19 protein-coding genes and 3 pseudogenes are annotated in these 22074 nt (G+C 65.3%); 6 read left to right on the top strand and 16 right to left on the bottom strand.

The genetic code is table 11. The annotated features are described in order from the left end of the window. Positions 1-11 precede the first annotated feature (11 nt). Positions 12-1241 (top strand): SGNH/GDSL hydrolase family protein, encoded by a 1230-nt coding sequence (locus tag ACNFIA_RS25675; protein WP_416789793.1) that lies wholly within the window; start codon positions 12-14, stop codon positions 1239-1241. A 130-nt stretch (positions 1242-1371) separates the two neighbouring features. Here the strand turns inward: ACNFIA_RS25675 and ACNFIA_RS25670 are convergent, their stop codons facing one another. The 4 genes and pseudogenes from ACNFIA_RS25670 to ACNFIA_RS25655 all read right to left on the bottom strand — a co-directional run bounded on the left by ACNFIA_RS25670 (position 1372) and on the right by ACNFIA_RS25655 (position 5810). Next, the gene (locus tag ACNFIA_RS25670; RefSeq protein WP_416789791.1) at positions 1372-2487 is read right to left on the bottom strand and encodes a PilT/PilU family type 4a pilus ATPase; all 1116 of its coding nucleotides are present in this window, start codon (positions 2485-2487) and stop codon (positions 1372-1374) included. Between the two features lie 114 nt (positions 2488-2601). Further along, a pseudogene (locus ACNFIA_RS25665) lies at positions 2602-3042 on the bottom strand (methyl-accepting chemotaxis protein); the annotation flags it as partial. A gap of 99 nt (positions 3043-3141) precedes the next feature. After that, a pseudogene (locus ACNFIA_RS25660) lies at positions 3142-3828 on the bottom strand (PAS domain-containing protein); the annotation flags it as partial. Between the two features lie 224 nt (positions 3829-4052). After that, the gene (locus ACNFIA_RS25655; RefSeq protein WP_416789790.1) at positions 4053-5810 is read right to left on the bottom strand and encodes an ATP-binding protein; all 1758 of its coding nucleotides are present in this window, start codon (positions 5808-5810) and stop codon (positions 4053-4055) included. Positions 5811-5834: 24 nt separating this feature from the next. Here ACNFIA_RS25655 and ACNFIA_RS25650 point away from each other — a divergent pair, with 24 nt between their 5' ends. Together ACNFIA_RS25650 and ACNFIA_RS25645 are read left to right on the top strand one after the other, a co-directional pair. Further along, the gene (locus ACNFIA_RS25650; protein ID WP_416789789.1) at positions 5835-6497 is read left to right on the top strand and encodes a response regulator; all 663 of its coding nucleotides are present in this window, start codon (positions 5835-5837) and stop codon (positions 6495-6497) included. A gap of 206 nt (positions 6498-6703) precedes the next feature. Then, complete coding sequence (locus tag ACNFIA_RS25645) at positions 6704-7336, top strand: LysE family translocator (RefSeq protein WP_416789788.1); 633 nt, start codon at positions 6704-6706, stop codon at positions 7334-7336. 45 nt (positions 7337-7381) lie between these two features. On the opposite strand, the gene ACNFIA_RS25640 is transcribed toward ACNFIA_RS25645, so the two are convergent. Further along, positions 7382-7663: a peptidylprolyl isomerase gene (locus ACNFIA_RS25640; protein ID WP_015476599.1), complete on the bottom strand. Its 282-nt coding sequence runs from the start codon at positions 7661-7663 to the stop codon at positions 7382-7384. 932 nt (positions 7664-8595) lie between these two features. Further along, complete coding sequence (locus ACNFIA_RS25635) at positions 8596-9189, bottom strand: NAD(P)H-dependent oxidoreductase (protein ID WP_259753927.1); 594 nt, start codon at positions 9187-9189, stop codon at positions 8596-8598. 164 nt (positions 9190-9353) lie between these two features. On the opposite strand from ACNFIA_RS25635, the gene ACNFIA_RS25630 reads away from it, so the two are divergent. Both ACNFIA_RS25630 and ACNFIA_RS25625 read left to right on the top strand, forming a co-directional pair. Continuing rightward, positions 9354-9647, top strand: coding sequence for a putative quinol monooxygenase (locus ACNFIA_RS25630; RefSeq protein WP_259753928.1), 294 nt, complete (start codon positions 9354-9356; stop codon positions 9645-9647). Between the two features lie 110 nt (positions 9648-9757). Further along, positions 9758-10606 carry a CAP domain-containing protein gene (locus ACNFIA_RS25625; protein WP_416789786.1) on the top strand — a complete coding sequence of 283 codons (849 nt, stop codon included), beginning with the start codon at positions 9758-9760 and terminating at the stop codon, positions 10604-10606. A gap of 4 nt (positions 10607-10610) precedes the next feature. On the opposite strand, the gene ACNFIA_RS25620 is transcribed toward ACNFIA_RS25625, so the two are convergent. From ACNFIA_RS25620 to ACNFIA_RS25595, 6 genes are all read right to left on the bottom strand, one after another. Continuing rightward, positions 10611-11132: a hypothetical protein gene (locus ACNFIA_RS25620; protein WP_416789784.1), complete on the bottom strand. Its 522-nt coding sequence runs from the start codon at positions 11130-11132 to the stop codon at positions 10611-10613. A gap of 182 nt (positions 11133-11314) precedes the next feature. Next, positions 11315-12151, bottom strand: coding sequence for a bifunctional allantoicase/(S)-ureidoglycine aminohydrolase (locus ACNFIA_RS25615; RefSeq protein ID WP_416789783.1), 837 nt, complete (start codon positions 12149-12151; stop codon positions 11315-11317). A gap of 176 nt (positions 12152-12327) precedes the next feature. After that, complete coding sequence (locus tag ACNFIA_RS25610; protein ID WP_259753932.1) at positions 12328-13212, bottom strand: LysR family transcriptional regulator; 885 nt, start codon at positions 13210-13212, stop codon at positions 12328-12330. Between the two features lie 82 nt (positions 13213-13294). After that, positions 13295-13567, bottom strand: a complete 273-nt coding sequence (locus ACNFIA_RS25605; RefSeq protein ID WP_259753934.1) for a hypothetical protein — start codon at positions 13565-13567, stop codon at positions 13295-13297. Between the two features lie 160 nt (positions 13568-13727). After that, positions 13728-14441, bottom strand: coding sequence for a hypothetical protein (locus ACNFIA_RS25600; RefSeq protein WP_416789782.1), 714 nt, complete (start codon positions 14439-14441; stop codon positions 13728-13730). A 53-nt stretch (positions 14442-14494) separates the two neighbouring features. After that, complete coding sequence (locus ACNFIA_RS25595; protein ID WP_416789780.1) at positions 14495-14716, bottom strand: DUF1654 domain-containing protein; 222 nt, start codon at positions 14714-14716, stop codon at positions 14495-14497. Between the two features lie 348 nt (positions 14717-15064). On the opposite strand from ACNFIA_RS25595, the gene ycaC reads away from it, so the two are divergent. Beyond that, a complete protein-coding gene (ycaC, locus tag ACNFIA_RS25590; protein ID WP_024767455.1) occupies positions 15065-15694 on the top strand; it encodes an isochorismate family cysteine hydrolase YcaC in 630 nt (209 codons plus the stop codon). 724 nt (positions 15695-16418) lie between these two features. On the opposite strand, the gene ACNFIA_RS25585 is transcribed toward ycaC, so the two are convergent. From ACNFIA_RS25585 to ACNFIA_RS25570, 4 genes and pseudogenes are all read right to left on the bottom strand, one after another. Then, positions 16419-16709, bottom strand: coding sequence for a hypothetical protein (locus ACNFIA_RS25585; protein WP_416789778.1), 291 nt, complete (start codon positions 16707-16709; stop codon positions 16419-16421). 14 nt (positions 16710-16723) lie between these two features. Beyond that, positions 16724-16861: pseudogene (locus tag ACNFIA_RS25580) on the bottom strand (helicase); the annotation flags it as partial. Between the two features lie 335 nt (positions 16862-17196). Then, positions 17197-18444, bottom strand: a complete 1248-nt coding sequence (locus ACNFIA_RS25575) for a ribonucleotide-diphosphate reductase subunit beta (RefSeq protein WP_024763120.1) — start codon at positions 18442-18444, stop codon at positions 17197-17199. Between the two features lie 238 nt (positions 18445-18682). Continuing rightward, positions 18683-21574: a ribonucleoside-diphosphate reductase subunit alpha gene (locus ACNFIA_RS25570; protein ID WP_259753941.1), complete on the bottom strand. Its 2892-nt coding sequence runs from the start codon at positions 21572-21574 to the stop codon at positions 18683-18685. Positions 21575-22074: the final 500 nt, after the last annotated feature.

Here is a 22074-nt window from a genome sequence, read left to right as displayed (position 1 = left end):
CGAGGACCGCCATGAAACGATTGCTGCTCGCCGCCCTGATCGCCCTTGCCCTGCCACTGGCGCAGGCCGCGGACGGACACTGGCAAGCCACCTGGAGCGCCAGCCCGCAGCGCACCTGGGGCAAGGAGGTGCCGCTGCCCCTGGGCGTGCCGCCGGTGATCGGCAACCACACGCTGCGCCAGAGCGTGAAGCTCAGCCTCGGTGGGCAGCGCGTGCGCATCGTGCTGTCCAACGCCTACGGCAGCCAGCCGGTGGCCATCGGCGGCGCCGCCGTGGCGCTTGCCGCTCCGGCCGGGCGCCTGGGCGGCCCGAGCCGTCGCCTGACCTTCGCCGGCCAGCCCACCGCGTACATCGCACCGGGCGCCGAACTGCTCAGCGACCCGCTGGACCTCGCGGTGCCGGCGCTCGCCGAGCTGGCCGTGTCGATCTACCTGCCGCAGCCCACCGCCATCGAGACCTTCCACTGGGACGGCAAGCAGCGCGTCCATGGCGGGCCGGGCGAACAGCTCGACGCTGCGCGGCTGCCGGCGGACGGCGCGATGCAGGCGCGGCTGTTCCTCGCCGACGTGCTGGTGGAGAACCCCGCGCCGCGCCCCGTGGTGGCGGTGCTGGGCGATTCCATCACCGATGGCCGTGGCGCCAGCCTCGACGGCAACCAGCGCTGGCCGGACCTGCTGGCGCAGCGGCTGGCGGCGCGCAACGTCGGCGTGATCAACGCGGGCATTTCCGGCGCGCGGCTGCTTTCCGACGGCATGGGGCAGAGCGCGCTGGTGCGTTTCCAGCGTGACGTGTTGGCCAAGCCGGGCGTGACGGCGGCCATCGTCCTGCTGGGCATCAACGACATCTCCTGGCCCGGCAGCACCTTTGCGCCGAACAACCCGCTGGTGCAGTACGAGGACCTGGTGGCCGGCTACCGGCAGCTGATCGCCCAGGCCCACGTGCGCGGCGTGCGCATCGTCGGCGCCACCCTCCTGCCATTCGAGCGGGCGCTGAGCGGCTCGCCGGTGGAGCACTACCATGCCGCCAACAAGGAGGCGCTGCGCCAGCGGCTGAACCAGTGGATTCGCGACAGCGGCGAGTTCGACGCGGTGCTGGACCTGGACGCCCGCCTGCGCGACCCGACCCATCCGCTGCGCCTGCTGCCGGCCTACGACAGCGGCGACCACCTGCACCCCGGCGATGCGGGGAACCGGGCGATGGCCGAAAGCGTGGATATCGAGGCGTTGTTGCAGGGGATATGACGCCTGAATATAGGCGTTGCCGGGGATCTATCGCGGACGAAGTCCGCTCCTACGCACGCGCTAACAGGATACGTAGGAGCGGACTCTGTCCGCGATTGGCTCAACCCTGGCACATACCGACCAGGCTTGCTCAGCTACCGAATGCCGGCCCGATGCTGTCGTCGTCCACGCCGCGTTCGAGCTTGATCTTCAGCGCGAGGTCGGTGCGCGAATCGGCGAACTTGAGTGCGTCCGCCGCGCTCACCCGGCCTTCCTCCAGCAGCTTGTACAGGCTCTGGTCGAAGCTCTGCATGCCGCTCTCCAGCGCGCGTTCCACCGCGCCCTTGAGCTCGGGCAGTTCGTCGCGCTGGATGATGCCGCGGATGTGCGGCGTGCCCAGTACCAGCTCCACCGCCACGGCGCGGCGCTGGTGGGTGCCGGGCACCAGGCGCTGGCCGACCAGGGCGAGGATGTTCTGCGACAGGTCCGCCAGCACCTGCGGGCGAGCCTCGTCGGGGAAGAAGCGGGTGATGCGCTCGATGGCGTGGCGGCAGCTGGTGCCGTGCAGCGTGGCGACGCACAGGTGCCCGGTCTCGGCGTAGTGCAGGGCGTGCTGCATGGTGGCGGCGTCGCGGATCTCGCCGAGCATGATCACGTCCGGCGCTTCGCGCAGCACGTTGCGCAGGGCGTCCGCGTAGCTGTGGGTGTCCAGGCCGACCTCGCGCTGGTCGATGATGGATTTCTTGTGCATGTGGAGGAACTCGATGGGGTCCTCGATGCAGACGATGTGCCCGGAGCGGTGGCGGTTGCGGAAGTCCAGCATGCTCGCCAGGGTGGTCGACTTGCCGGCGCCGGCCGCGCCGATCACCAGAATCAGCCCGCGATCCTGCATCGCCAGCTTGTCGAGGATCGGCGGCAGGCCCAGAGACGTGACGTCGGGGATCACCTGCTTGATCAGCCGCACCACCATCGCCACTTCGCCGCGCTGGAAGTAGATATTGGCGCGAAAGCGCCCGATATCCGGCACGCTCAGGGCCAGGTTCATCTCCAGGTCGCGCTCGAAGTCCTGCGCCTGGACCGGCGACATCAGTTGCCAGGCCAGGGTCTTCACCTCGCCCGGTTGCAGCACGCGATCGTCCGCCGGCTGGCTGTGGCCCTCGGCCTTCAGGTGCGGCGGCGCGCCGACGCTGAAGAACATGTCGGAACCGCCGCGCTCGGGCAGCAGGCGCAAATACTCGATGACGTTGGGGAGGGGAGTGTCGCTCATGGGCTTGTCCTTGGATGGCGTGAAGGCGCATCTGCATTGAGCCTAGCTGCAATGCCGGACGGGAGCGTAGGGAAGGCTGCGGCACGTCGTGTTGACGTGCCGCAGGGTGGCGCGTCAGGTCGACAGCTGGTTGGCGAACTGGCCGACGGCGTTGACCACGCGCTGGGCGCTGTCCTGGATCTCGATGATCACGGTGCCGGCCTGGCCGGACAGCTCCAGGCCCAGCTCGGCCTGCTGCTTGCCGCGGTCGATCATCGCCACGGCCTGGCCGGCCAGGTGCTGGTTCTGTTCCACCACGCGGGTGATTTCCTCGGTGGCGGCGCTGGTGCGCGAGGCGAGCTGGCGCACCTCGTCGGCCACCACTGCGAAGCCGCGGCCCTGGTCGCCGGCGCGGGCCGCTTCGATGGCGGCGTTGAGCGCCAGCAGGTTGGTCTGGTCGGCGATGCTGCGGATGCTCTGCACCAGCGCGCCGATGGCCTGGGACTGGCGGTCCAGTGCCTCGATGCCCTGGGCGGCCTCCTGCATGCGGTCGGCCAGCTCGCGCATCACCTCCACCGTCTGCTGGACCACCGCGGCGCCCTTGGTGGCGCTGTCGTCGGTGCTCTGCGAGGTGTCGAAGGCGATGGTCGCGGCCTGCGCGACGGCGTTCTCGCGGTGCACCTGTTCGGTGATCACGGTGGCGAACTTGACCACTTTGTAGAGGCGGTCGTGGGCGTCGATGATCGGGTTGTAGGAGGCCTCCAGCCAGACTTCGTGGCCGCGGTTGTCGATGCGCTTGAAGCGCCCGGTGACGAACTCGCCGCGGCGCAGCTTGGCCCAGAACGCCTCGTACTGCGACGAGTTGTATTCCGACGGCTCGCAGAACATCCGGTGATGCTTGCCCTGGATCTGCGCCAGGCTGTAGCCCATGGCGTTGAGGAAGCGGTCGTTGGCGGTGATCACTCCACCCTGCAGGTTGAATTCGATCACCGCGGTGGAGCGCTGCAGCGCCTCGATCAGGTTCTCGTGCTCGCGGGAATTCTCGATGGTGCGGGTCAGGTCGCTGGCGTGGATCGAGAAATGCCGGACCACGCCGCTGCTGTCGTGCATCGGCTGCAGGATCGAGCGCAGCCAGGCTTCCTCGCCATCGCCGCGCAGCAGGCGGATCACCCCGGCCAGGTGTTCGCCGCGCTCGATGGCGTGCTTGACGCGCAGGTGGAAGTCCAGCCCGCGTACATGATCGGGGATCAGGTCCAGCAGCGGTCGGCCGATGAGCTGGTCGCCGCGATGGAGCATTTCCTTCTCGAAATTGGCGTTCACCGATTCGATGCGCCCACGGGGGTCGAGGAAGAGGACGAGCATTTCCTGGTCGAGGCTGGCGCGGACCTCGTTGACCGAGGCGAGCTCTTCACGCAGGGCGGCCAGCTCCTGCTTCAAACGCGAGTTGAACATTCGTGGGCATTCTCAAGTGGTGGGCGCGTAGGCTGGTGCCGGATGGCGTCACCCAGTGCATCGGCCGATCCGGCCACGACTTTAGCCTCGAATGAATCGACGTAGCCCGCGTGTTTGAAGGCCTGGCGCCGTTTTCAGGCGGCGCTGGTCATTTCCTGACTGGCAGCGATGGCGTGGCGCAGCTGCTCGGTATCCAGCGGTTTGTGCAGCAGTTGGCTGCCGCTGGCGGCGGCCTCGCGCAGGCGCTCGGACGAGGTGTCGCCGGTGATGATCAGCGCCGGCACCTGGCGCGCGAGATAGCTGCGGATACGGCGGATGGCGTCGGCGCCGGTCTGCCCGTCGCCCAGGCGGTAGTCGCTGAGGATCAGGTCCACCGGCGCGCGGCCGACATGGCTGGCTTCGATATGCCGCTGGCAGGCGAGCAGGGCGCTGGTGCCGGCATACACGCGATGCCCCCAGACCTCCAGCAGATTGCTCAGTGCATGCAGCACGTCGGGCTCGTCTTCCACCACCATGATCCCCAGGCCCGGGTGGTCGTGCTCGCTGCGTTGTACCGGGGCCACCGCCTGGAGCGGCGCATGGGCGAGGGGGACGCGCAGGCAGAACACCGAGCCGCGCCCCGGCTGAGACTTCAGCTGCAGGCGATGGTCGAGCAGGCGCGCCGCATGGCGGACGATGGCCAGGCCCAGGCCGAGGCCCTGCTTGCGGTCGCGTTCGGCGTTATGCAGCTGGACGAATTCCTCGAAGACCACTTCCTGCAGGCCCGCATCGATGCCGCTGCCGGTGTCCCACACCTGGATTTCCAGTTCCTCGCCACGCCGCCGGCAGCCCAGCAGCACGCCGCCGCGCAGGGTGTAGCGGAAGGCGTTGGTCAGCAGGTTGTCGAGGATGCGCCGCAGCAACAGCGGGTCGCTGTCGATCCACACGGGCTTGCTGTGCACGCGCCAGTCCAGGCAGCGCTCGGCGGCGGTGCCGGCGAATTCGGCGCGCAGGTCGGCGAACAGCTTGGCGAGGCTGACCGGCTCGCGCTCCACGGGTACCACGCCGGCGTCCAGGCGCGAGATATCCAGCAGGCCATTGAGCAGGTCGCCCAGGTTGCCGAGCATGCCGCGCAGGCGCGTGGCGATGTCGCGCGCCTGGCGGGGCTCCACCGGGCCGCGTTCGGCGAGGGCGGCGAGGGCGCCAACGAACAGGCCCAGGGCGTGGATCGGTTGGCGCAGGTCGTGGCTGGCGGCGGCGAGGAAGCGCGACTTGGCCTGGTCGGCGGCGCGGGCGCGGTCGCGCTGTTCGCGCAGGTCGTGCACCAGCTCGGAGTTCTCCTGGCGCAGGCGGATGGTCTCGCACAGGCTGCGGTAGGTCACCCGGCTGTAGTACAGGTTGACCCCGGCCAGGCAGAGGATGAAGAAGCTGTAGGTGGTGTGCTGCTCGTCGGACACGCTCAGGCAGCGCAGCAGCATGGGCAGCAGCATCGCCGCGAGCGAGCCGATGTAGGCGGGCGGGAAGGCCGACAGCGACGGCACCGCGCCGCACACAAGGCCGGTGAGGACTATGCAGGTGAAGGCGAACAGTTGCGGGTCGCCATGGACGAAGCCGACCCAGCCCAGCCAACCCCAGAGCAGGCTGCTGGCCCAGGACAGCAGCGTATTGGTCCACAGCCATTTTGCTTCCCGCGTGCGCGCCGGGGCTTGCCGGAAGTACGTGCGTGCCAGGACAATCCGCCCCAGCGTGAGCGCGTACAGCGCGGCCAACCAGCACACCATCGCGGTCGGCGTCAGGGCGCTGCGGAAGATGAACAGCACCGGCACGGGAATCACCAGGTTGGCGAAGAGCACGGCGTACGACTGGCGAAACAACAGATCGGCCAGGTCGCGCTGCAGCGGATTGTTGTCCATGTCCGGATGGCCTCAGGGAGACGAATGATGGAAGGGAAGCGCGAATGGCGAGTGCTGATCGCCGATGACCACGGCATCGTCCGCGATGGCCTGCGCCTGTTGCTGTCCACCCTCGACGGCATCGAGGTGGTGGGCGAGGCGGCGGACGGCCTGCGCCTGCAGGCCCTGCTGGAGGAGCAGCGCGCCGACCTGCTGCTGCTCGACCTGAACATGCCCGGCCTCAACCGGCTGCAGTTCATCCATGAACTGCGCCAGCGTCATCCCCGGCTGAGAATCCTGGTGCTCACCGCCAACACCGAACTGGCCACCGTGCGCTCGGTGCTCGACGCCGGCGTGCACGGCTACCTGAGCAAGGGCGAGGACACCGGCGAGTTGCTCGAAGCCATCGCCTCCCTGCGCGGCGGCCAGCACTACCTGGCGCGCAGCCTGCGCTTCCAGCTGGACAGCCCGGGCACGCGCCCCTCGGGCGATGCCGACCTGCTCTCGGCGGTGGAACTGACCAAGCGCGAGCGGCAGATCCTCACCCTGGCCGCCCAGGGCCGCAGCGCAAGGGAAATCGCCGAGCACTTCAGCATCAGCCCGCTGACGGTGCGCAAACACCGCGAGAACCTCATGCGCAAGCTCGATCTGCACAGCACCGCGGAGCTGGCGGCCTACGCCGTGCGCCTGGGCGTCCCCAGCGCCTGAGTCGATTCGGTGGTGCGCCTGCGTGGCCATGCTGAACGTCCTGTTCCCGGAAAGCTGGAAACAGAGGCTAGCGCCGCGCACCGGCGGAAAAAATACGGCAACTGCCGTATGTGCCCGGACCGGGGCGCTCCCTAACCTTCCCTTCACGGACCAGGCGCTGCCCGGATGCACGCCGGCCGATACCCGATCAAGGGAAGGATCACACCATGACTTTGCCTGCCTATTGGGCCTCGTTCGCCGTGGCGACGCTGGCCTTCGCCTGCATGCCCGGCCCGGCCATTCTCTACATGACCTCGCAGACCCTCGCCCACGGCCGCCGCGCCGGCCTCCACGCCGCGCTGGGCATCCACCTGGGTTGCTACGCGCATATCCTCGCCGCCAGCGCCGGCCTCGCCGCCTTGCTGCATCACGCGCCGACGCTCTACCTGGCCCTGAAGCTGGCGGGGGCGGCCTACCTGATCTGGCTGGGCGGCTCGATGATCTTCGGCCGGCGCCGCCTGGGCGCGAGCGGCGAAGAGGAGCGCGAGGCGCGGCCCAAGGTGCTGCGCGACAGCATCATCGTCGAGGTGCTCAACCCCAAGACGGCGCTGTTCTTCCTGACCTTCCTGCCGCAATTCGTCGACCCGGCCGCGAGCCTGCCGGTGGGGCTGCAGTTCTTCATCCTCGGGATGATCGTCAACCTGGTGTTCTCCACCGCCGACGTACTCGCCGTGCTGTTCGCATCGCTGCTGCTCGGCGCGCTCGGGCAGGGACGCGGGCAGCAACTGATGCCGCGGGTGTGCGGCTCGGTGCTGGTGGGGCTGGGGGTGATGCTGGTGGCGCGGGGCGGGGTGGTGTAGCGCGGTAGCGCCGCACCCAGGCGGGCGCGGCGCGGGCGAAGCGGATCAGTCTTCGCGGCTGGTCACTTCCACCAGGTGGTAGCCGAACTGGGTCTTCACCGGACCCTGGACGACGTTCAGCGGCGCGCTGAACACGACCTGGTCGAACTCGCGAACCATCTGGCCCGGGCGGAAGGTGCCCAGGTCGCCGCCGCTGCGGCCGGACGGGCAGGTGGAGTTGTCGCGCGCCACCTGGGCGAAATCGGCGCCGCCTTCGATGGCAGCTTTGAGTTCATTGCACTTGGCTTCGCTGGAAACCAGGATGTGACGGGCGGATGCACGGGCCATGGGATAACTCCTGAACAGGCAGTAGGAAAGGGCGAAGCCTAGCTGATTCCGGGTCCGAACCCAATGCGGGTTGCCCAGTGGTTCGGTGTTGCGATGCCCGTGAGCGGCTCTTCATTGTAGGAGCGAGCTTGCTCGCGAACCGCCCAGCTTCGAGCCCGCCGGTAAATCCGTTCGCGAGCAAGCTCGCTCCTACAGGTTCTCCCCCGGCTGTTGCAGCAGGGGCATTGCCGTAGGAGCGGATTCATCCGCGATAGGCATCGCCCCGATGGAGAACGTACCGGCGGAATACGATCTCGGCTGTAGGAGCGGGCCATGCCCGCGACCGCGCGATCACGCGCGGCCAACGCCGATGGCGTTGCCTGTTCTCCCGGCGCGGGTAGGGGAATGGACTTACCGTCGGCCCTACCGACGGATCGCGTGCATGGCACGCTCCTACAGGTCGCTACCCGCGCTGGTGTTTGCGGGGCATGCGTAGGAGCGGATTCATCCGCGATAGGCGTCGCCCAGATGAAGATTGTGCCGGCAAAAAACGATCGAAGTTGTAGGAGCGGGCCATGCCCGCGACCGCGCGATCACGCGCGGCCAACGCCGATGGCGTTGCACAGTCTCCCTGAACGGGTGGGCAAGCGGATCGGCGTCGGCCCTGCCGACGGATCGCGTGCATGGCACGCTCCTACAGGTCGCTACCCGAGCTGGTGTTTGCGGGGCATGCGTAGGAGCGGATTCATCCGCGATAGGCATCGCCCCGATGGAGAACGTGCCGGCGGAAAACGATCACGGCTGTAGGAGCGGGCCATGCCCGCGACCGCGCGATCACGCGCGGCCATCCCGGGCTGCCGCCTTTTGTAGGAGCGAGCTTGCTCGCGAACCGCCCCGCACCGGTACCGTCCGGGCAATCACCGCGGACGAAGTCCACTCCTACGCCCGTCCCCTCAGGCCTGCGCAGTACCCAGCACGGCGCTGAGGTGCTGCAGGTAGCGCTGCACATCGTTCTCGATGTTCGGGCGCTTCATCACGTCCACGCACAGGAAGGTCGGCAGCGGGCTCATGCCCAGGAACTGGTTGGCCTTGTGGAAGGGGAAATACACCGCGTCCACGCCCTTGCCCTCGAAGAAGTCGGTGGGGTCGTCGAAGGCCTGCTGCGGCGCGTTCCAGGTCGCCGAGATCATGTACTGCTTGCCCTGCAGCAGGCCGCCGCTGCCGTACTTCTGCGAGGCGTCGGAGCGGGTGCGGCCGTCGTTGGCGTAGAGGCTGCCGTGGCCGGCGGTGAATACCTCGTCGAGGTACTGCTTGACCGTCCAGGGCGCGCCCATCCACCAGCCGGGCATCTGATACACGATCACGTCGGCCCAGAGCATCTTCTGCACTTCTTCCTGGATGTCATAACCGCCGTCGACGAAGGTTTGCTTCACGTCGAAACCGGCGCGGTCCAGGTGGGCGATGGCGGCTTCATGCAGGGTGGCGTTGTAGCGGCCGTCGGAGTGGGCGAACTGTTTACCGCCATTGATCAGCAGGATCTTTTTCATGGAGTGGGCTCCGCAAGTCAGAAATTCGATGGCGGCAGAATATCGACCGGGGCAGGGCGGAAACACCCGTTTTCGGACAAATGATCCGTGCGTGAGAATCAAGAATGCAGAAGATTGATTTGCGTCAGCATAGGGCAATCTTTCATACCACAGGTACCGCCCCGATGTATGCCTTCATCCTCCAGGCCCACACCCTCCCGGAAAAATCCCAGGCCTTCGAAGACCTCTTCCGCACCTACCTCGCCCCGAGCCGCGCCGAAGAGGGCTGCCTCCAGTACCACATGCTGCGCGATGCCAGTGACCCGACCCTGTTCACCTTCTTCGAGGTCTGGCAGAGCCGCGAACACCTGGCCATCCACACTGCGCTGCCGCACATGCGCGAGTTCCACGAGCGGCGCATGGACTACCTGCGCCGCGATTTCGCCATCCAGGAAGTCGAGGTGATGCAGCCGCGCTGAGCGACCGCGGGCAAGAACCTTCAGCCGTCACGGAACCTGTGTCGTGCGGGCGCAGCCAAATGCGGAGAAATCACGCATCATTGAGCCCTTTTCGACCATCGGAGCCGTCCATGCCCAGCCAGTCGTTCCTTTTGCGTAGCCTGCTGTTGTCGTTCGGCCTGCTGGCCGCCGCCGGCGCCAGCGCGGCCGACCAGGACCAACTGCTCGAAGCCATCAATGCCTACCGCGGCGACGTGCAGTCCTGCGCGGGGCAGGCTTCCCAGGTGTTGCCGCCGCTGTCGCCGGACCCGCGCCTGGCGCTGCCGGCGTCGGCGGGCGAATGGAAGGCGGCGCTGAACCGGGCCGGCTACCCGATGAGCAGCGTGCGCCTGCTCAGCCTCACCGGCCCGCGTGACGTGACGGCCGCGATGAAGGCGCTGCAGGAGAGCTTCTGCCAGGTACTGCTGGACCCGCAATTCGTCGACGTCGGCATCGTCCGCGAGGGCGATGACTGGCGCGTGCTGCTCGGCCGCCCGCTGCTGCAGGGCAAGCTGGGCACCTGGGAAGCCGAAGGCCAGCAGTTGCTGCAGGCGATCAACGCCGCGCGCAGCCATGCGCGTCAGTGCGGTGAGCAAGCGTTCACGCCGGCCCCGGCGCTGAGCTGGAACGCGACCCTGGGCGGCACCGCCGAAGCCCATAGCCGCGACATGGCCAACAACAATTACTTCGACCACAAGGGCCGCGACGGCAGCACGCCGGGCGACCGCGCGGAGCTCAACGGCTACGCCGGCCAGCGCATCGGCGAGAACATCGCCGCCGGGCAGGGCAACGCGCAGAAGGTGGTGGACAGCTGGCTGGCCAGCCCCGGCCACTGCGCCAACCTGATGAACCCGCAGTACAGCGAGCTGGGCGCCGCCTACGCGGCTGACCCGAAGAGTGACGCGGGTATCTACTGGACGGCGCTGTTCGGCTCGCCCTGAGCCGTCATCGATCGCCGCGGGTGGCGCCCGGCTCGCTGGCCTGGCGCTTGACCTTCGCCGCGAGAATGGCGGCCTCGACCGCCGCCAGCGTGCCCGAGGCTGCCGGTAGCTCCAGCACGCGGCTCTCGGCCAGGGTGGACACCTGCTCGCCGTTGTCCAGGGTGAATTCGACGAAGGCCAGGTGCTCCGACCAGGAACGATAGCGCCGCACCATGAACAGGCTGTGGCGGCTGCGCACCGAGCTGATCTTCTCCAGGGCGACCTGCCGATGGCTGTCCTTGCCGCACAGCACCAGTTCGCCCTTGTCGATGAACGCCGGTTCGGCCTTCGATACCCGCCGCCATTCTATGGCGAAGCGTGCGCCGAGCAGCAGCAGGCAGAGGGGCAGGGCGGAGAGCAGGGCAACCACGCCGCTGAACAGCTTGATCAGCGTGAACGCGGCCATTGCCAGCAGGATCAGCAGGGTGACGGCGCGGTAGAAGTGGACGTTGTCGAACTCGGTCTGCGGCAGGAACCGGACATCCATGTGTGTGCTTCCTCGGCGAGTACGAAACGTCCTTCAGCCAGACTTTTTAGCAGACTGCCCGCCGCTCGCCCTGTGAGGCGGATCACGGCGTGGGGCGATGCACAAAGAAAAACCGGCGCCAGGGCGCCGGTTTTCATGTGCTCCGCGGGAACCAAGGACGGTTCCCGCCTCAACCTGCCACTTTAGTGCGGCTGGTTCAGGGTCAGGCGCATGTGACGGTTCACATCCTTGTACAGCAGGTAGCGGAAGCGACCGGGGCCGCCGGAGTAGCAGGCCTGCGGGCAGAACGCGCGCAGCCACATGAAGTCGCCGGCTTCCACTTCGACCCAGTCCTGGTTCAGGCGGTACACCGCCTTGCCTTCGAGCACGTACAGGCCGTGCTCCATCACGTGGGTCTCGGCGAACGGAATCACGCCGCCCGGCTCGAAGTTCACGATGTTCACGTGCATGTCATGGCGCATGTCGGCCATGTCGACGAAGCGGGTGGTGCTCCAGCGGCCTTCGGTATCGGGCATGACCTTCGGCTCGATGTCCTGCTCGTTGGTGACGAAGGCTTCGGGCAGCGGCACGCCGTCGACTTTCTGGTAGTGCTTGCGGATCCAGTGGAAGCGGGTGTGCTGGCCGCTGGTGTTGCGCACCTTGTAGTCGGCGCCCGGCGGAATGAACGCATAGCCGCCCGGCTGCATCCTGTGCACTTCGCCCTGCAGGGTCAGGGTCAGCTCGCCTTCGACGATGAACAGCACCGCCTCGGCATTGACGTCCTGCTCGGGCTTGTCGCTGCCGCCCTGGGGCGCCAGTTCGACGATGTACTGCGAGAAGGTCTCGGCGAAGCCCGATAGCGGGCGGGCGATGACCCACATGCGCATGTTGTCCCAGAAGGGCAGGTGGCTGGTGACGATGTCACGCATCACGCCCTTGGGGATCACGGCATAGGCTTCGGTGAACATGGCGCGGTCGGTGAGCAGCTCGGTCTGTGCCGGGTGCCCGCCGTGCGGCGCGTAATAGGTGGATTTGGCCATGGGTACTTCCTCATTGTTGTCTTGCTGCCCCGGCGCGTGCGGCGCCGTGGCGGGCAATGCGTACAGAGCGGCGCGCTGTCGGTGCGCGGGCCGTCGCTGGCAGCCACGATATCCAGCGCCGTGTTCATGCACAAATTAAATGTTGGAATCCGCTGTATTCGGTTTCTGAATGCGCGTCAGCCCTGTGTATCCTGCGCCAGCACGCGCGACAGTACCCGCGCCAGCTCCTTCACCATCGGGTCCACCGCTGGCCGGTGCAGCATCGCCACTTCGAACACGTCCACCGAGGGTAGCCCGATATTCTTCGGCAGCACGGCGTGTCCGGCCGTTACCGCGCGCTGCGGCAGCAGGCCGATGCCCATGCCGTCGGCGATGGCCGACTGGATGCCGGACAGGCTCGAACTGGTGAAGCTGATGTGCCAGCGCCGGCCGATGGATTCCAGCGCGGCGATCATCTCGTCGCGGTACACCCCGCGCGGCGGGAAGGTGACGATGGGCAGCGGGTCGAGCTCGATGCAGGCGTTCTTCGCGCTGTCCACCCAGCGCGTTTTCTCCGGCCAGCAGGCCACTGCTTCGCGGGCGTTCTGCCGTTGCTTGAGCAGCACCAGGTCCAGCTCGCCCCGGTCATAGCTGGCGGACAGGTCGCGGCTCAGGCCGCTGGTGACCTCCAGCTTCACCTGCGGGTAGCGGCGGTTGAAGGCTGCCAGTTGTTCGGTGGTGCGCCCGGTGGCGAAATCGTCCGGCACGCCGATGCGCACCGTCAGCGCCACGGTGGCGCCGGACAGCGCCTCGACCATCTCGTCATTCAAGGCCAGCAGGCGTCGGGCATAACCCAGCAGCGTGTCGCCGGCGTCGGTGGGCAGCACGTCGCGGTTGCCGCGCTCCAGCAGGCGGTGCCCGGCCATCTCCTCCAGCCGGCGGATCTTCTGGCTGACGGTGGACTGGGTCGAGTGCAGGCGAGCGGCGGCCGTGGTGAAACTGCCGCAGTCGGCCACCGTGACGATGGCGCGGAGCAGATCGAGATCGAAGAGGCGGGTATTTGGTTTGTCACTGTCGCTCATGGCGGTATCGGAAATCTGAATGCGATACCGCTTTCTAACAGCTCACCCCGAGCCCCGGCAAATCACCTGGCGCCAGTTGCGCTCAGAAGTCGACGGTCTTCGCCCACGGATCGAAGACGCTGCTGCCGCGGCGGTCGCCCTTGCGGCGGTCATCTTCGAAGCGAATGGTTTGTCGTCGATCGGCGCTGCACCGGCGTTCGCCGTGGCGGGTGTCGATCTGGAACCTGGCCTTGGGCTTGGCCGGCATCGCCGCCACGGGCGCGGCGGCGGGTTCCATGGGAACCAGGCTCAGTTCATCACTGTTCAAGTCATCGAAGTTGAAATCGCTGAGGTCGAAATCGTCGTCGAGATTCATCACGCGTCGCTCCACTGCAATACCCTCAGAGGTGAGCGTAGAAGCGTAGTGGCGTTGCGCTGTATCAGCCGACGGAGGGCATGTTGGGTGTTGCGGCTATGGAACGTTAACGACACCACCAGGCGCGCGCTTCTAACGCGTGGGTCGGCGTGCAGCGGTCTTATTGGGTTCTCGAAATACTCCGCAGAAAGGGCCGGGGATCCATGGCCATCTGGCAACCGTGGTTAGCGGAGGCGTCCAGCCAGGCCAGCAATCGCTTTGCTGTTTCAGGGCTTTCGGGTTGCTGGGTGCTGCCGAGGATGTATTCGGCCTCGGCGGTGAATTGCGCCTGCGATAGCAGTTCGACCTCGACAGGATCTGTCGCGAAACACTGGCTGGCGTTCAGCGGAAAGGGGTAGTACGCCTGCGCGGGATCACTTCCGGCGAGGGACGATGACAGGGCCTTTAATGCAGCCTGATGTTCAGCACTGGTGTCGTCGAACCGAAGATAGGCGAGGTTGCACTCTTTGAAGTTCGTGACAGCAGCCGCCACAAATCCCTTCTCTGCCCAGGACTTCAGCAGCGAGCACGCGTCATTGCGCTGTTCATTTTGAATCCCACGTGCATTCAGGATCAGCTGTGCCTGATAGAACGCAGCAGCAGGATGCCCGAGATCGCTGGCTTTCTGCAGCTCGGCCTTGGCATTGCCGAGCGTTGCCTCCAGCTCTTTCGAAGAGGGTTCTTTGGGATCGCTGAGCATCTGACGGGCTTGTTCAAGACTCGAACGAGCCCGCTCATAGTGCTGCTCGGCGGCGGGAGAAGGTGAATCGGCAACTACCTGGGAGTTGCTGAACGCCAAGGCGAGGATGAGAAAAGAGACTTTAAAACTACGCATGCTGTCCTTGTCATAGGGAGGATCTCTGGCGCACTAGCTTGCCAGCTATCGCCTCAATCCAGCCAGCTATGCCACGCCAGGCGGATGGCGCCGTCCTGCAGGGGCAGCAGGGTCAGGTTCGGGGTCTGGCGCAGGTCGGTGACCAATTGGCTCCAGGCGGCGCAATCATCGCTGGGCTCGCGGCGCAGGGTGATGCCGAGATTCTTCAGGGTAGTCGGGTCTGCCAGCAGGGCGTTCACGCGGGCGGACAGCTGTTCGTAAGGTGCGGCGTGCATGGGAGGCCTCCGGTTCGGGGTGGATGGAAAGTACTGTATGTAAATACAGTATTTCTTGTAAAGGCCTGGGTGATCATCGGTAGGCTGGTGAAGGTGGAATCGGACGCTCCCGGGGGCGTTTCGACCGGTGCTCGGCGCTCGCTCAAGCGCGCAAGCCTCGGGAACCGCGGGATTGAGGGCTGCTCCGTTTTTATCGTTCTGAAAATAGAACGCTACAAGCAATTTTTGCCGTCTGGTGGAGCAAGAGTGTCGAAATTAATCTTTGTTCCATGCAGTGACGCACTGCACGACGAGTCCAAACCTCCCGGCCCGGCCGGCACCCACTGAAAGCAAATCGAGGATTTCACCATGACCAACGCCACCTACAACCGCCTGGACAAAGACAACGCCGCCGTACTGCTGGTCGACCACCAGGCCGGCCTGCTCTCGCTGGTGCGTGACATCGATCCGGACAAGTTCAAGAACAACGTGCTGGCCCTGGGCGACCTGGCCAAGTTCTTCAACCTGCCGACCATCCTCACCACCAGCTTCGAAACCGGCCCCAACGGCCCGCTGGTGCCCGAGCTGAAAGCGCAGTTCCCGGACGCGCCCTACATTGCCCGCCCTGGCCAGATCAACGCCTGGGACAACGAAGACTTCGTCAAGGCGGTGAAGGCCACCGGCAAGAAGCAACTGATCATCGCCGGCGTGGTAACCGAGGTGTGCGTGGCCTTCCCGGCGCTGGCGGCCCTGGCCGAAGGGTTCGATGTGTTCGTGGTGGCGGATGCCTCCGGCACCTTCAACGAGATGACTCGCGACGCCGCCTGGCGCCGCATGGAAGCGGCCGGTGCGCAACTGATGACCTGGTTCGGCGTGGCCTGTGAGCTGCACCGCGACTGGCGCAACGACATCGAAGGCCTGGCCGCGCTGTGCTCCAACCACATCCCGGACTACCGCAACCTGATCACCAGCTACAACGCGCTGACGGCTGGCAAGTAAGCGTCTGCCGAAATGAAAACCGGAGCCTCGAAAGGGGCTCCGGTTTTTTGCGTCGCAGGTGTGCATCGCCCCTGTAGGAGCGGGCCACGCCCGCGACCCGTCGGCAGGGCCGACGCTTTCTGCGCTCTGGCATCGCAGGTCTACTACCTGGGGTTGCGCGTTTCAGCGCCGCATTGGCATGCCCGAGCGTTCTCTGCAAATAGTGGGGACCAGTCCTGCCGACTCGGAACGCTACGCCTCCGTAGGAGCGGACCTCGTCCGCGAAATCCCCCGCAGCGGAAGCAAATCTTCCAGGCCCCCGCTCATCCCGCCACCTGTAGGAGCTAGCTTGCTCGCGAACCCGTCGGTGCAGCGCCCGGCCTATCGCGGACGGAGTCCGCTCCTACCCTGCACGCCTGCGCCTGGGGTGGGCCCTCACCCTAACCCTGGCTGCGCGCCCCGCTCAGAGGGAGAGGGGACTGTAGGATGCAGCATGAATCCACAGCGTCAGCCGGCGCGATCTGCTCCCTCTCCCTGGGGGAGAGGGCTGGGGTGAGGGGAAAGCGCCAACACAGACCTATCCGGGAAAGACAGTTGCTCCTGCGCAGGCGCCAACCGCCGCAGCGTTGCGAATAACCCGCAGCCATCCGCAGGGGATTCGCGGACAAGGTCCGCTCCTACGCGTCAGGCCGGGCGCAACCGGGGGAGGAGGGGAGCGATGGGTATCGCTCCGCTCCACGCCATCCTACGCACCACTTTCCAGGCGGGCGCTCAGCTCGGGCCAGTGCCGGTATGGCACCCACAGCACGCCTTGCCATTTCAGCACAGACAAGAATTCGGTCGGCCCGCGCAGCATTTCCCGGCGTGGCTCACCCGGGGCGGTGCGGTGCTGGTCGCGCAAGGTCGGGATCACCTGCTGCGACAACCATTGCCGCACGCTGCGATTCTCCGGATGGAAGAATTGAATCAGCGCCGCGTATACCGCCGATTCGCTGATCAGCAGCTCATCGACAAAATCGCCGCTGCCATCGCGCACCCAGGCGCGACGGATACCTTGTCGTAGAGATCTCTGTAAGTGGACTCGTTACGCAGATAGGTGACGATCAGCTCTTCGAAGTAGGTGCCTTTTTCACGCTCAGTGAGGGATGCAGTGCGATAGGTATCCAGTAGGAGATGGAGGGCGGTCATTTGAGAAAAATTCCTTTTACGATAGGCGTTGCTCTGACGCCAAATCGCAGCAGTCTAACAATCGTGGCAGATTGCTTCAGCCCAATGTGGGGCAAGAGTGGCGAGGGGCAGTGATTCTCATAAAAAAGGCCGGCGGGCTTTAGCCCGCCGGCCTTTCGACTGCACCCTTTCACTCCATCCTTGGTAGCTACAAGGCTCTTGCTTGTTACACTCCAAACTCGTTTTGTAATCGCTTCGCCGTGAAGTGACTCAGTGCGTGCGCCTCGGGTGAGTGGCGACGTTTCACAATAAGTGAGTCAGTTTTACGCCTGAGTGAGATTGAGCGACTACTTCCGTCAGTCCCAGCTCAGCGCGCCGCCGGTCTGGTACTCGATTACGCGGGTCTCGAAGAAGTTCTTTTCCTTCTTGAGGTCCATGATTTCGCTCATCCACGGGAACGGGTTGCTGGTGCCCGGGTATTCCTCTTTGAGGCCGATCTGGGTCAGGCGGCGGTTGGCGATAAACTTGAGGTAGTCCTCCATCATCGCGGCGTTCATGCCCAGTACGCCACGCGGCATGGTGTCGCGAGCGTATTCGATCTCCAACTGGGTGCCCTGGAGGATCATCTGGGTGGCCTCGTCCTTCATCTGGGCATCCCACAGGTGCGGGTTCTCGATCTTGATCTGGTTGATCACGTCGATGCCGAAGTTCAGGTGCATGGATTCGTCGCGCAAGATGTACTGGAACTGCTCGGCGGTGCCGGTCATCTTGTTGCGGCGGCCCATGGAGAGAATCTGGGTAAAGCCGCAGTAGAAGAAGATGCCTTCCAGGACGCAGTAGTAGGCGATCAGGTTGCGCAGGAACTGGCGGTCGGTCTCCGGGGTGCCGGTCTGGAACTGCGGGTCGGAGATCGAGCGGGTGTACTTCAGGCCCCAGGACGCTTTCTTCGCGACGCTCGGGATCTCGTGGTACATGTTGAAGATTTCGCCTTCGTCCATGCCCAGCGATTCGATGCAGTACTGGTAGGCGTGGGTGTGGATCGCTTCCTCGAAGGCCTGGCGCAGGATGTACTGGCGGCACTCGGGGTTGGTGATCAGGCGGTAGACGGCCAGCACCAGGTTGTTGGCGACCAGGGAGTCGGCGGTGGAGAAGAAGCCGAGGTTGCGCATGACGATGCGGCGCTCGTCTTCGGAGAGGCCGTCCTTGCTCTTCCACAGGGCAATGTCGGCGTTCATGTTCACTTCCTGGGGCATCCAGTGGTTGGCGCAACCATCCAGATACTTCTGCCAGGCCCAGTCGTACTTGAAGGGTACGAGCTGGTTGAGGTCGGCGCGGGCGTTGATCATCTGCTTGTCGCCGACTTGTACGCGGGCGGCGGAGCCTTCGAGATCGTCCAGGCCTTCCTGGATGTCCAGGGCGTCGAGGGCCTGCTTGGCGCGGGCGACGGCGTCGGAGTCGTTGGCGGAAACGGCGCGCGCTTCTTCGACGGAGCCGGCGGCGTCGGCGTCGAGTTTGTCAGCGTTCTGCGCGGCTGCCTGGGCGACTGCCGGGGCGGCCTTGGCTTCGGTGGCGTCTTCTTTGTCGAATTCGTCCCAGCTCAGCATGGGTCCTCTCCTGTTCTGGATGGCCGTTCTAGGGCGGCCTGATGTCTGGTGGCGTGGGGTGCACGCTAAGAGCTTGTGCTTCTTCCGTCCTGCGTGGTGCGCGGCGGAGGAGGCTGTTGTTCGGTGGGGAAAAGGGGCCCGGTAGAGCCCCTCACCCTAGCCCTCTCCCAGAGGGAGAGGGGACAGTCCGTGCGGTCTGCCGTTTCGGTGTCAGCGCCGCTTTCGCGGCGCGCTCACCTTATTGGCAAGCTTCGCAATCAGGATTGTCGATGGAGCAAGCCTGAGGAACCGGAGCCGGCTTCGGCTCTGCGGCCGGGGCGGCTTGCAGGCCTTCGTTGCCACCGGCCGACACGGCGTTGAGCTTGCCGGTGTTGATGGTGGACTTCTCGGTGCTGGTGGCGGCCAGGGCACGGAGGTAGTAGGTGGTCTTCAGGCCACGGTACCAGGCCATGCGGTAGGTCACGTCCAGCTTCTTGCCCGAGGCGCCGGCGATGTAGAGGTTCAGGGACTGGGCCTGATCGATCCACTTCTGGCGGCGGCTGGCGGCATCGACGATCCACTTGGTCTCGACTTCGAAGGCGGTGGCGTACAGGTCCTTCAGGTCTTGCGGGATGCGCTCGATCTGCTGCACGGAGCCGTCGTAGTACTTCAGGTCGTTGACCATGACCGGGTCCCACAGGCCGCGCACCTTGAGGTCGCGAACCAGGTAGGGGTTGATCACGGTGAACTCGCCGGAGAGGTTCGATTTCACGTACAGGTTCTGGTAGGTCGGCTCGATGGACTGCGATACGCCGGTGATGTTGGCGATGGTCGCGGTCGGCGCGATGGCCATGATGTTCGAGTTGCGGATGCCTTTCTGTACGCGAGCACGTACCGGAGCCCAGTCGAGGGATTCGGTCAGGTCGACGTCGATGTACTTCTGGCCACGGGCTTCGATGAGGATCTGCTGGGAGTCCAGCGGCAGGATGCCCTTGGACCACAGGGAGCCGTCGAAGGTCTCGTAGGCGCCACGCTCGTCGGCCAGGTCACAGGAGGCCTGGATGGCGAAGTAGCTCACCGCTTCCATGGACTTGTCGGCGAACTCGATGGCAGCGTCGGAGCCGTACGGGATGTGCTGCAGGTACAGCGCGTCCTGGAAGCCCATGATGCCCAGGCCCACCGGGCGGTGCTTGAGGTTCGAGTTGCGCGCCTGCGGGACCGAGTAGTAGTTGATGTCGATAACGTTATCGAGCATGCGCACGGCGGTCTTCACGGTCTTCTCGAGCTTGGCGGTGTCCAGCTTGCCGTCGACGATGTGGTTGACCAGGTTGATCGAGCCCAGGTTGCAGACCGCGATCTCGTCCTTGTTGGTGTTCAGGGTGATCTCGGTGCACAGGTTCGAGCTGTGGACCACGCCCACGTGCTGCTGCGGGCTGCGCAGGTTGCACGGGTCCTTGAAGGTCAGCCACGGGTGGCCGGTCTCGAAGAGCATGGAGAGCATCTTGCGCCACAGGTCTTTGGCCTGGACGACCTTGAACACCTTGATCTTGTTGTACTCGGTCAGGGCTTCGTAATACTCGTAGCGCTCTTCGAAGGCCTTGCCGGTCAGGTCGTGCAGGTCCGGAACTTCCGACGGGGAGAACAGGGTCCACTTGCCGTCGTCGAAGACGCGCTTCATGAACAGGTCCGGAATCCAGTTCGCGGTGTTCATGTCGTGGGTACGGCGACGGTCGTCACCGGTGTTCTTGCGCAGCTCGAGGAATTCCTCGATGTCCAGGTGCCAGGTTTCCAGGTAGGCGCAGACGGCGCCCTTGCGCTTGCCGCCCTGGTTCACGGCCACCGCGGTGTCGTTCACGACTTTGAGGAACGGAACCACGCCCTGGGACTTGCCGTTGGTGCCCTTGATGTAGGAGCCCAGCGCACGCACCGGAGTCCAGTCGTTGCCCAGGCCGCCTGCGAATTTGGACAGCATGGCGTTGTCGTGGATGGCGTTGTAGATGCCCGACAGGTCATCCGGCACGGTGGTCAGGTAGCAGCTGGAGAGCTGCGGACGCAGGGTGCCGGCGTTGAACAGGGTGGGGGTCGACGACATGTAGTCGAACGAGGAGAGCAGGTTGTAGAACTCGATGGCGCGAGCTTCACGGTCCTTCTCTTCGATGGCCAGGCCCATGGCCACGCGCATGAAGAAGACTTGCGGCAGTTCGAAACGGATGCCGTCCTTGTGGATGAAGTAGCGGTCGTACAGGGTCTGCAGGCCGAGGTAGGTGAACTGCTGATCGCGCTCGTGGTTGATCGCGGCGCCCAGCTTGGCCAGGTCGAACTCCTTGAGCTTGCTGTCGATCAGCTCGAACTCGGAGCCTTTCTCGACATAGGCGGCCAGGGCCTTGGCGTACAGGTCGGCCATCTCGTGGTGAGTGGCACTTTCGGCGACGCCCAGGAAGCCTAGGGCTTCGGCGCGCAGGGTGTCCATCAGCAGGCGGGCGGTGACGTAGGAGTAGTTCGGCTCGCGCTCGACCAGGGTACGGGCGGTCATCACCAGGGCGGTGTTGACGTCCTTCTCGGCGACGCCGTCGTACAGGTTCTTCAGGGTCTCGCGTTCGATCAGCTCGCCATCGACTTCGGCCAGGCCTTCGCAGGCTTCGCGGATAATGGTCTGCAGGCGGCCCATGTCCAGCGGCTGGGTGCTGCCGTCGGCCTTGGTGATGCGGATGCTCGGGTGCGGCTGGGCGATGTCGCTGGCGGTGCCGGCGTTCTTGCGCTCGTTGGCACGGGCTTCGCGGTAGATCACGTAGTCGCGGGCGACTTTCTGCTCGCCGGCGCGCATCAGGGACAGTTCGACCTGGTCCTGAATCTCTTCGATGTGGATGGTGCCACCGGAGGGCATGCGGCGCTTGAAGGTCGCGGTGACCTGTTCGGTCAGGCGGCGCACGGTCTCATGGATGCGCGACGAGGCGGCGGCGGTGCCGCCCTCCACGGCGAGAAACGCCTTGGTGATGGCTACGGTGATCTTGTCATCGGTGTAGGGAACTACGGTGCCGTTGCGCTTGATCACGCGCAGCTGGCCGGGCGCGGTGGCGGCCAGATCCTGGGCGGATTCGGCGGCCTGCGGCGCTGCGGCCTGCGGGTTCTCGCGAGTGGTGTCGATTTGCATGGGTGGTTGTCTCCACGTTCTCGTAATGGGTTTGTTGCCGACGCCAGGGGCGCCATCTCAAAAGCAAGGAGCGAAATAAAGAGCAAAAAGAGCAGTCGCCCGCGGGTGCAGTCGCGGGCTGGAATTCGTCTGGAACAGGGGGAGTGACCCGAAGCGCCTCCCTGGCCCAACTCGGGTGCCGGCTTTACGGGCCGGGACCACAATACCTAGTGGTGTTGAACGTTACGTTGCAACACCCGTACCGCATTTCCATCGACATGAATCGCTCCTTGCGGGCGGGGCCGCCTGGCACATCAGACCGTCTGGAATACGCTGTGGTGGAACCGGAGGAGCCGTGGAACAGGCTCGGAATTTCGACTTTCTTCTTGTGTCCGGTTCGTGGTGGCAACCCCAAGATGTAGGGGTATGCCGCAACGGGGATACAAGATAATGCGCTAAGGGGGTGTTTGCAAGGCGGGCGATGGGGGAAAAGCTGTGGATAAAATGTGCATGGAATGTGG

This window comes from Pseudomonas sp. NY15437 (assembly GCF_048068435.1).
Classification (GTDB): Bacteria; Pseudomonadota; Gammaproteobacteria; order Pseudomonadales; family Pseudomonadaceae; genus Pseudomonas; species Pseudomonas nitroreducens_B.
Note: the sequence above shows the minus strand (reverse complement) of the source record. Positions and strands in the feature narration are given on the sequence as shown.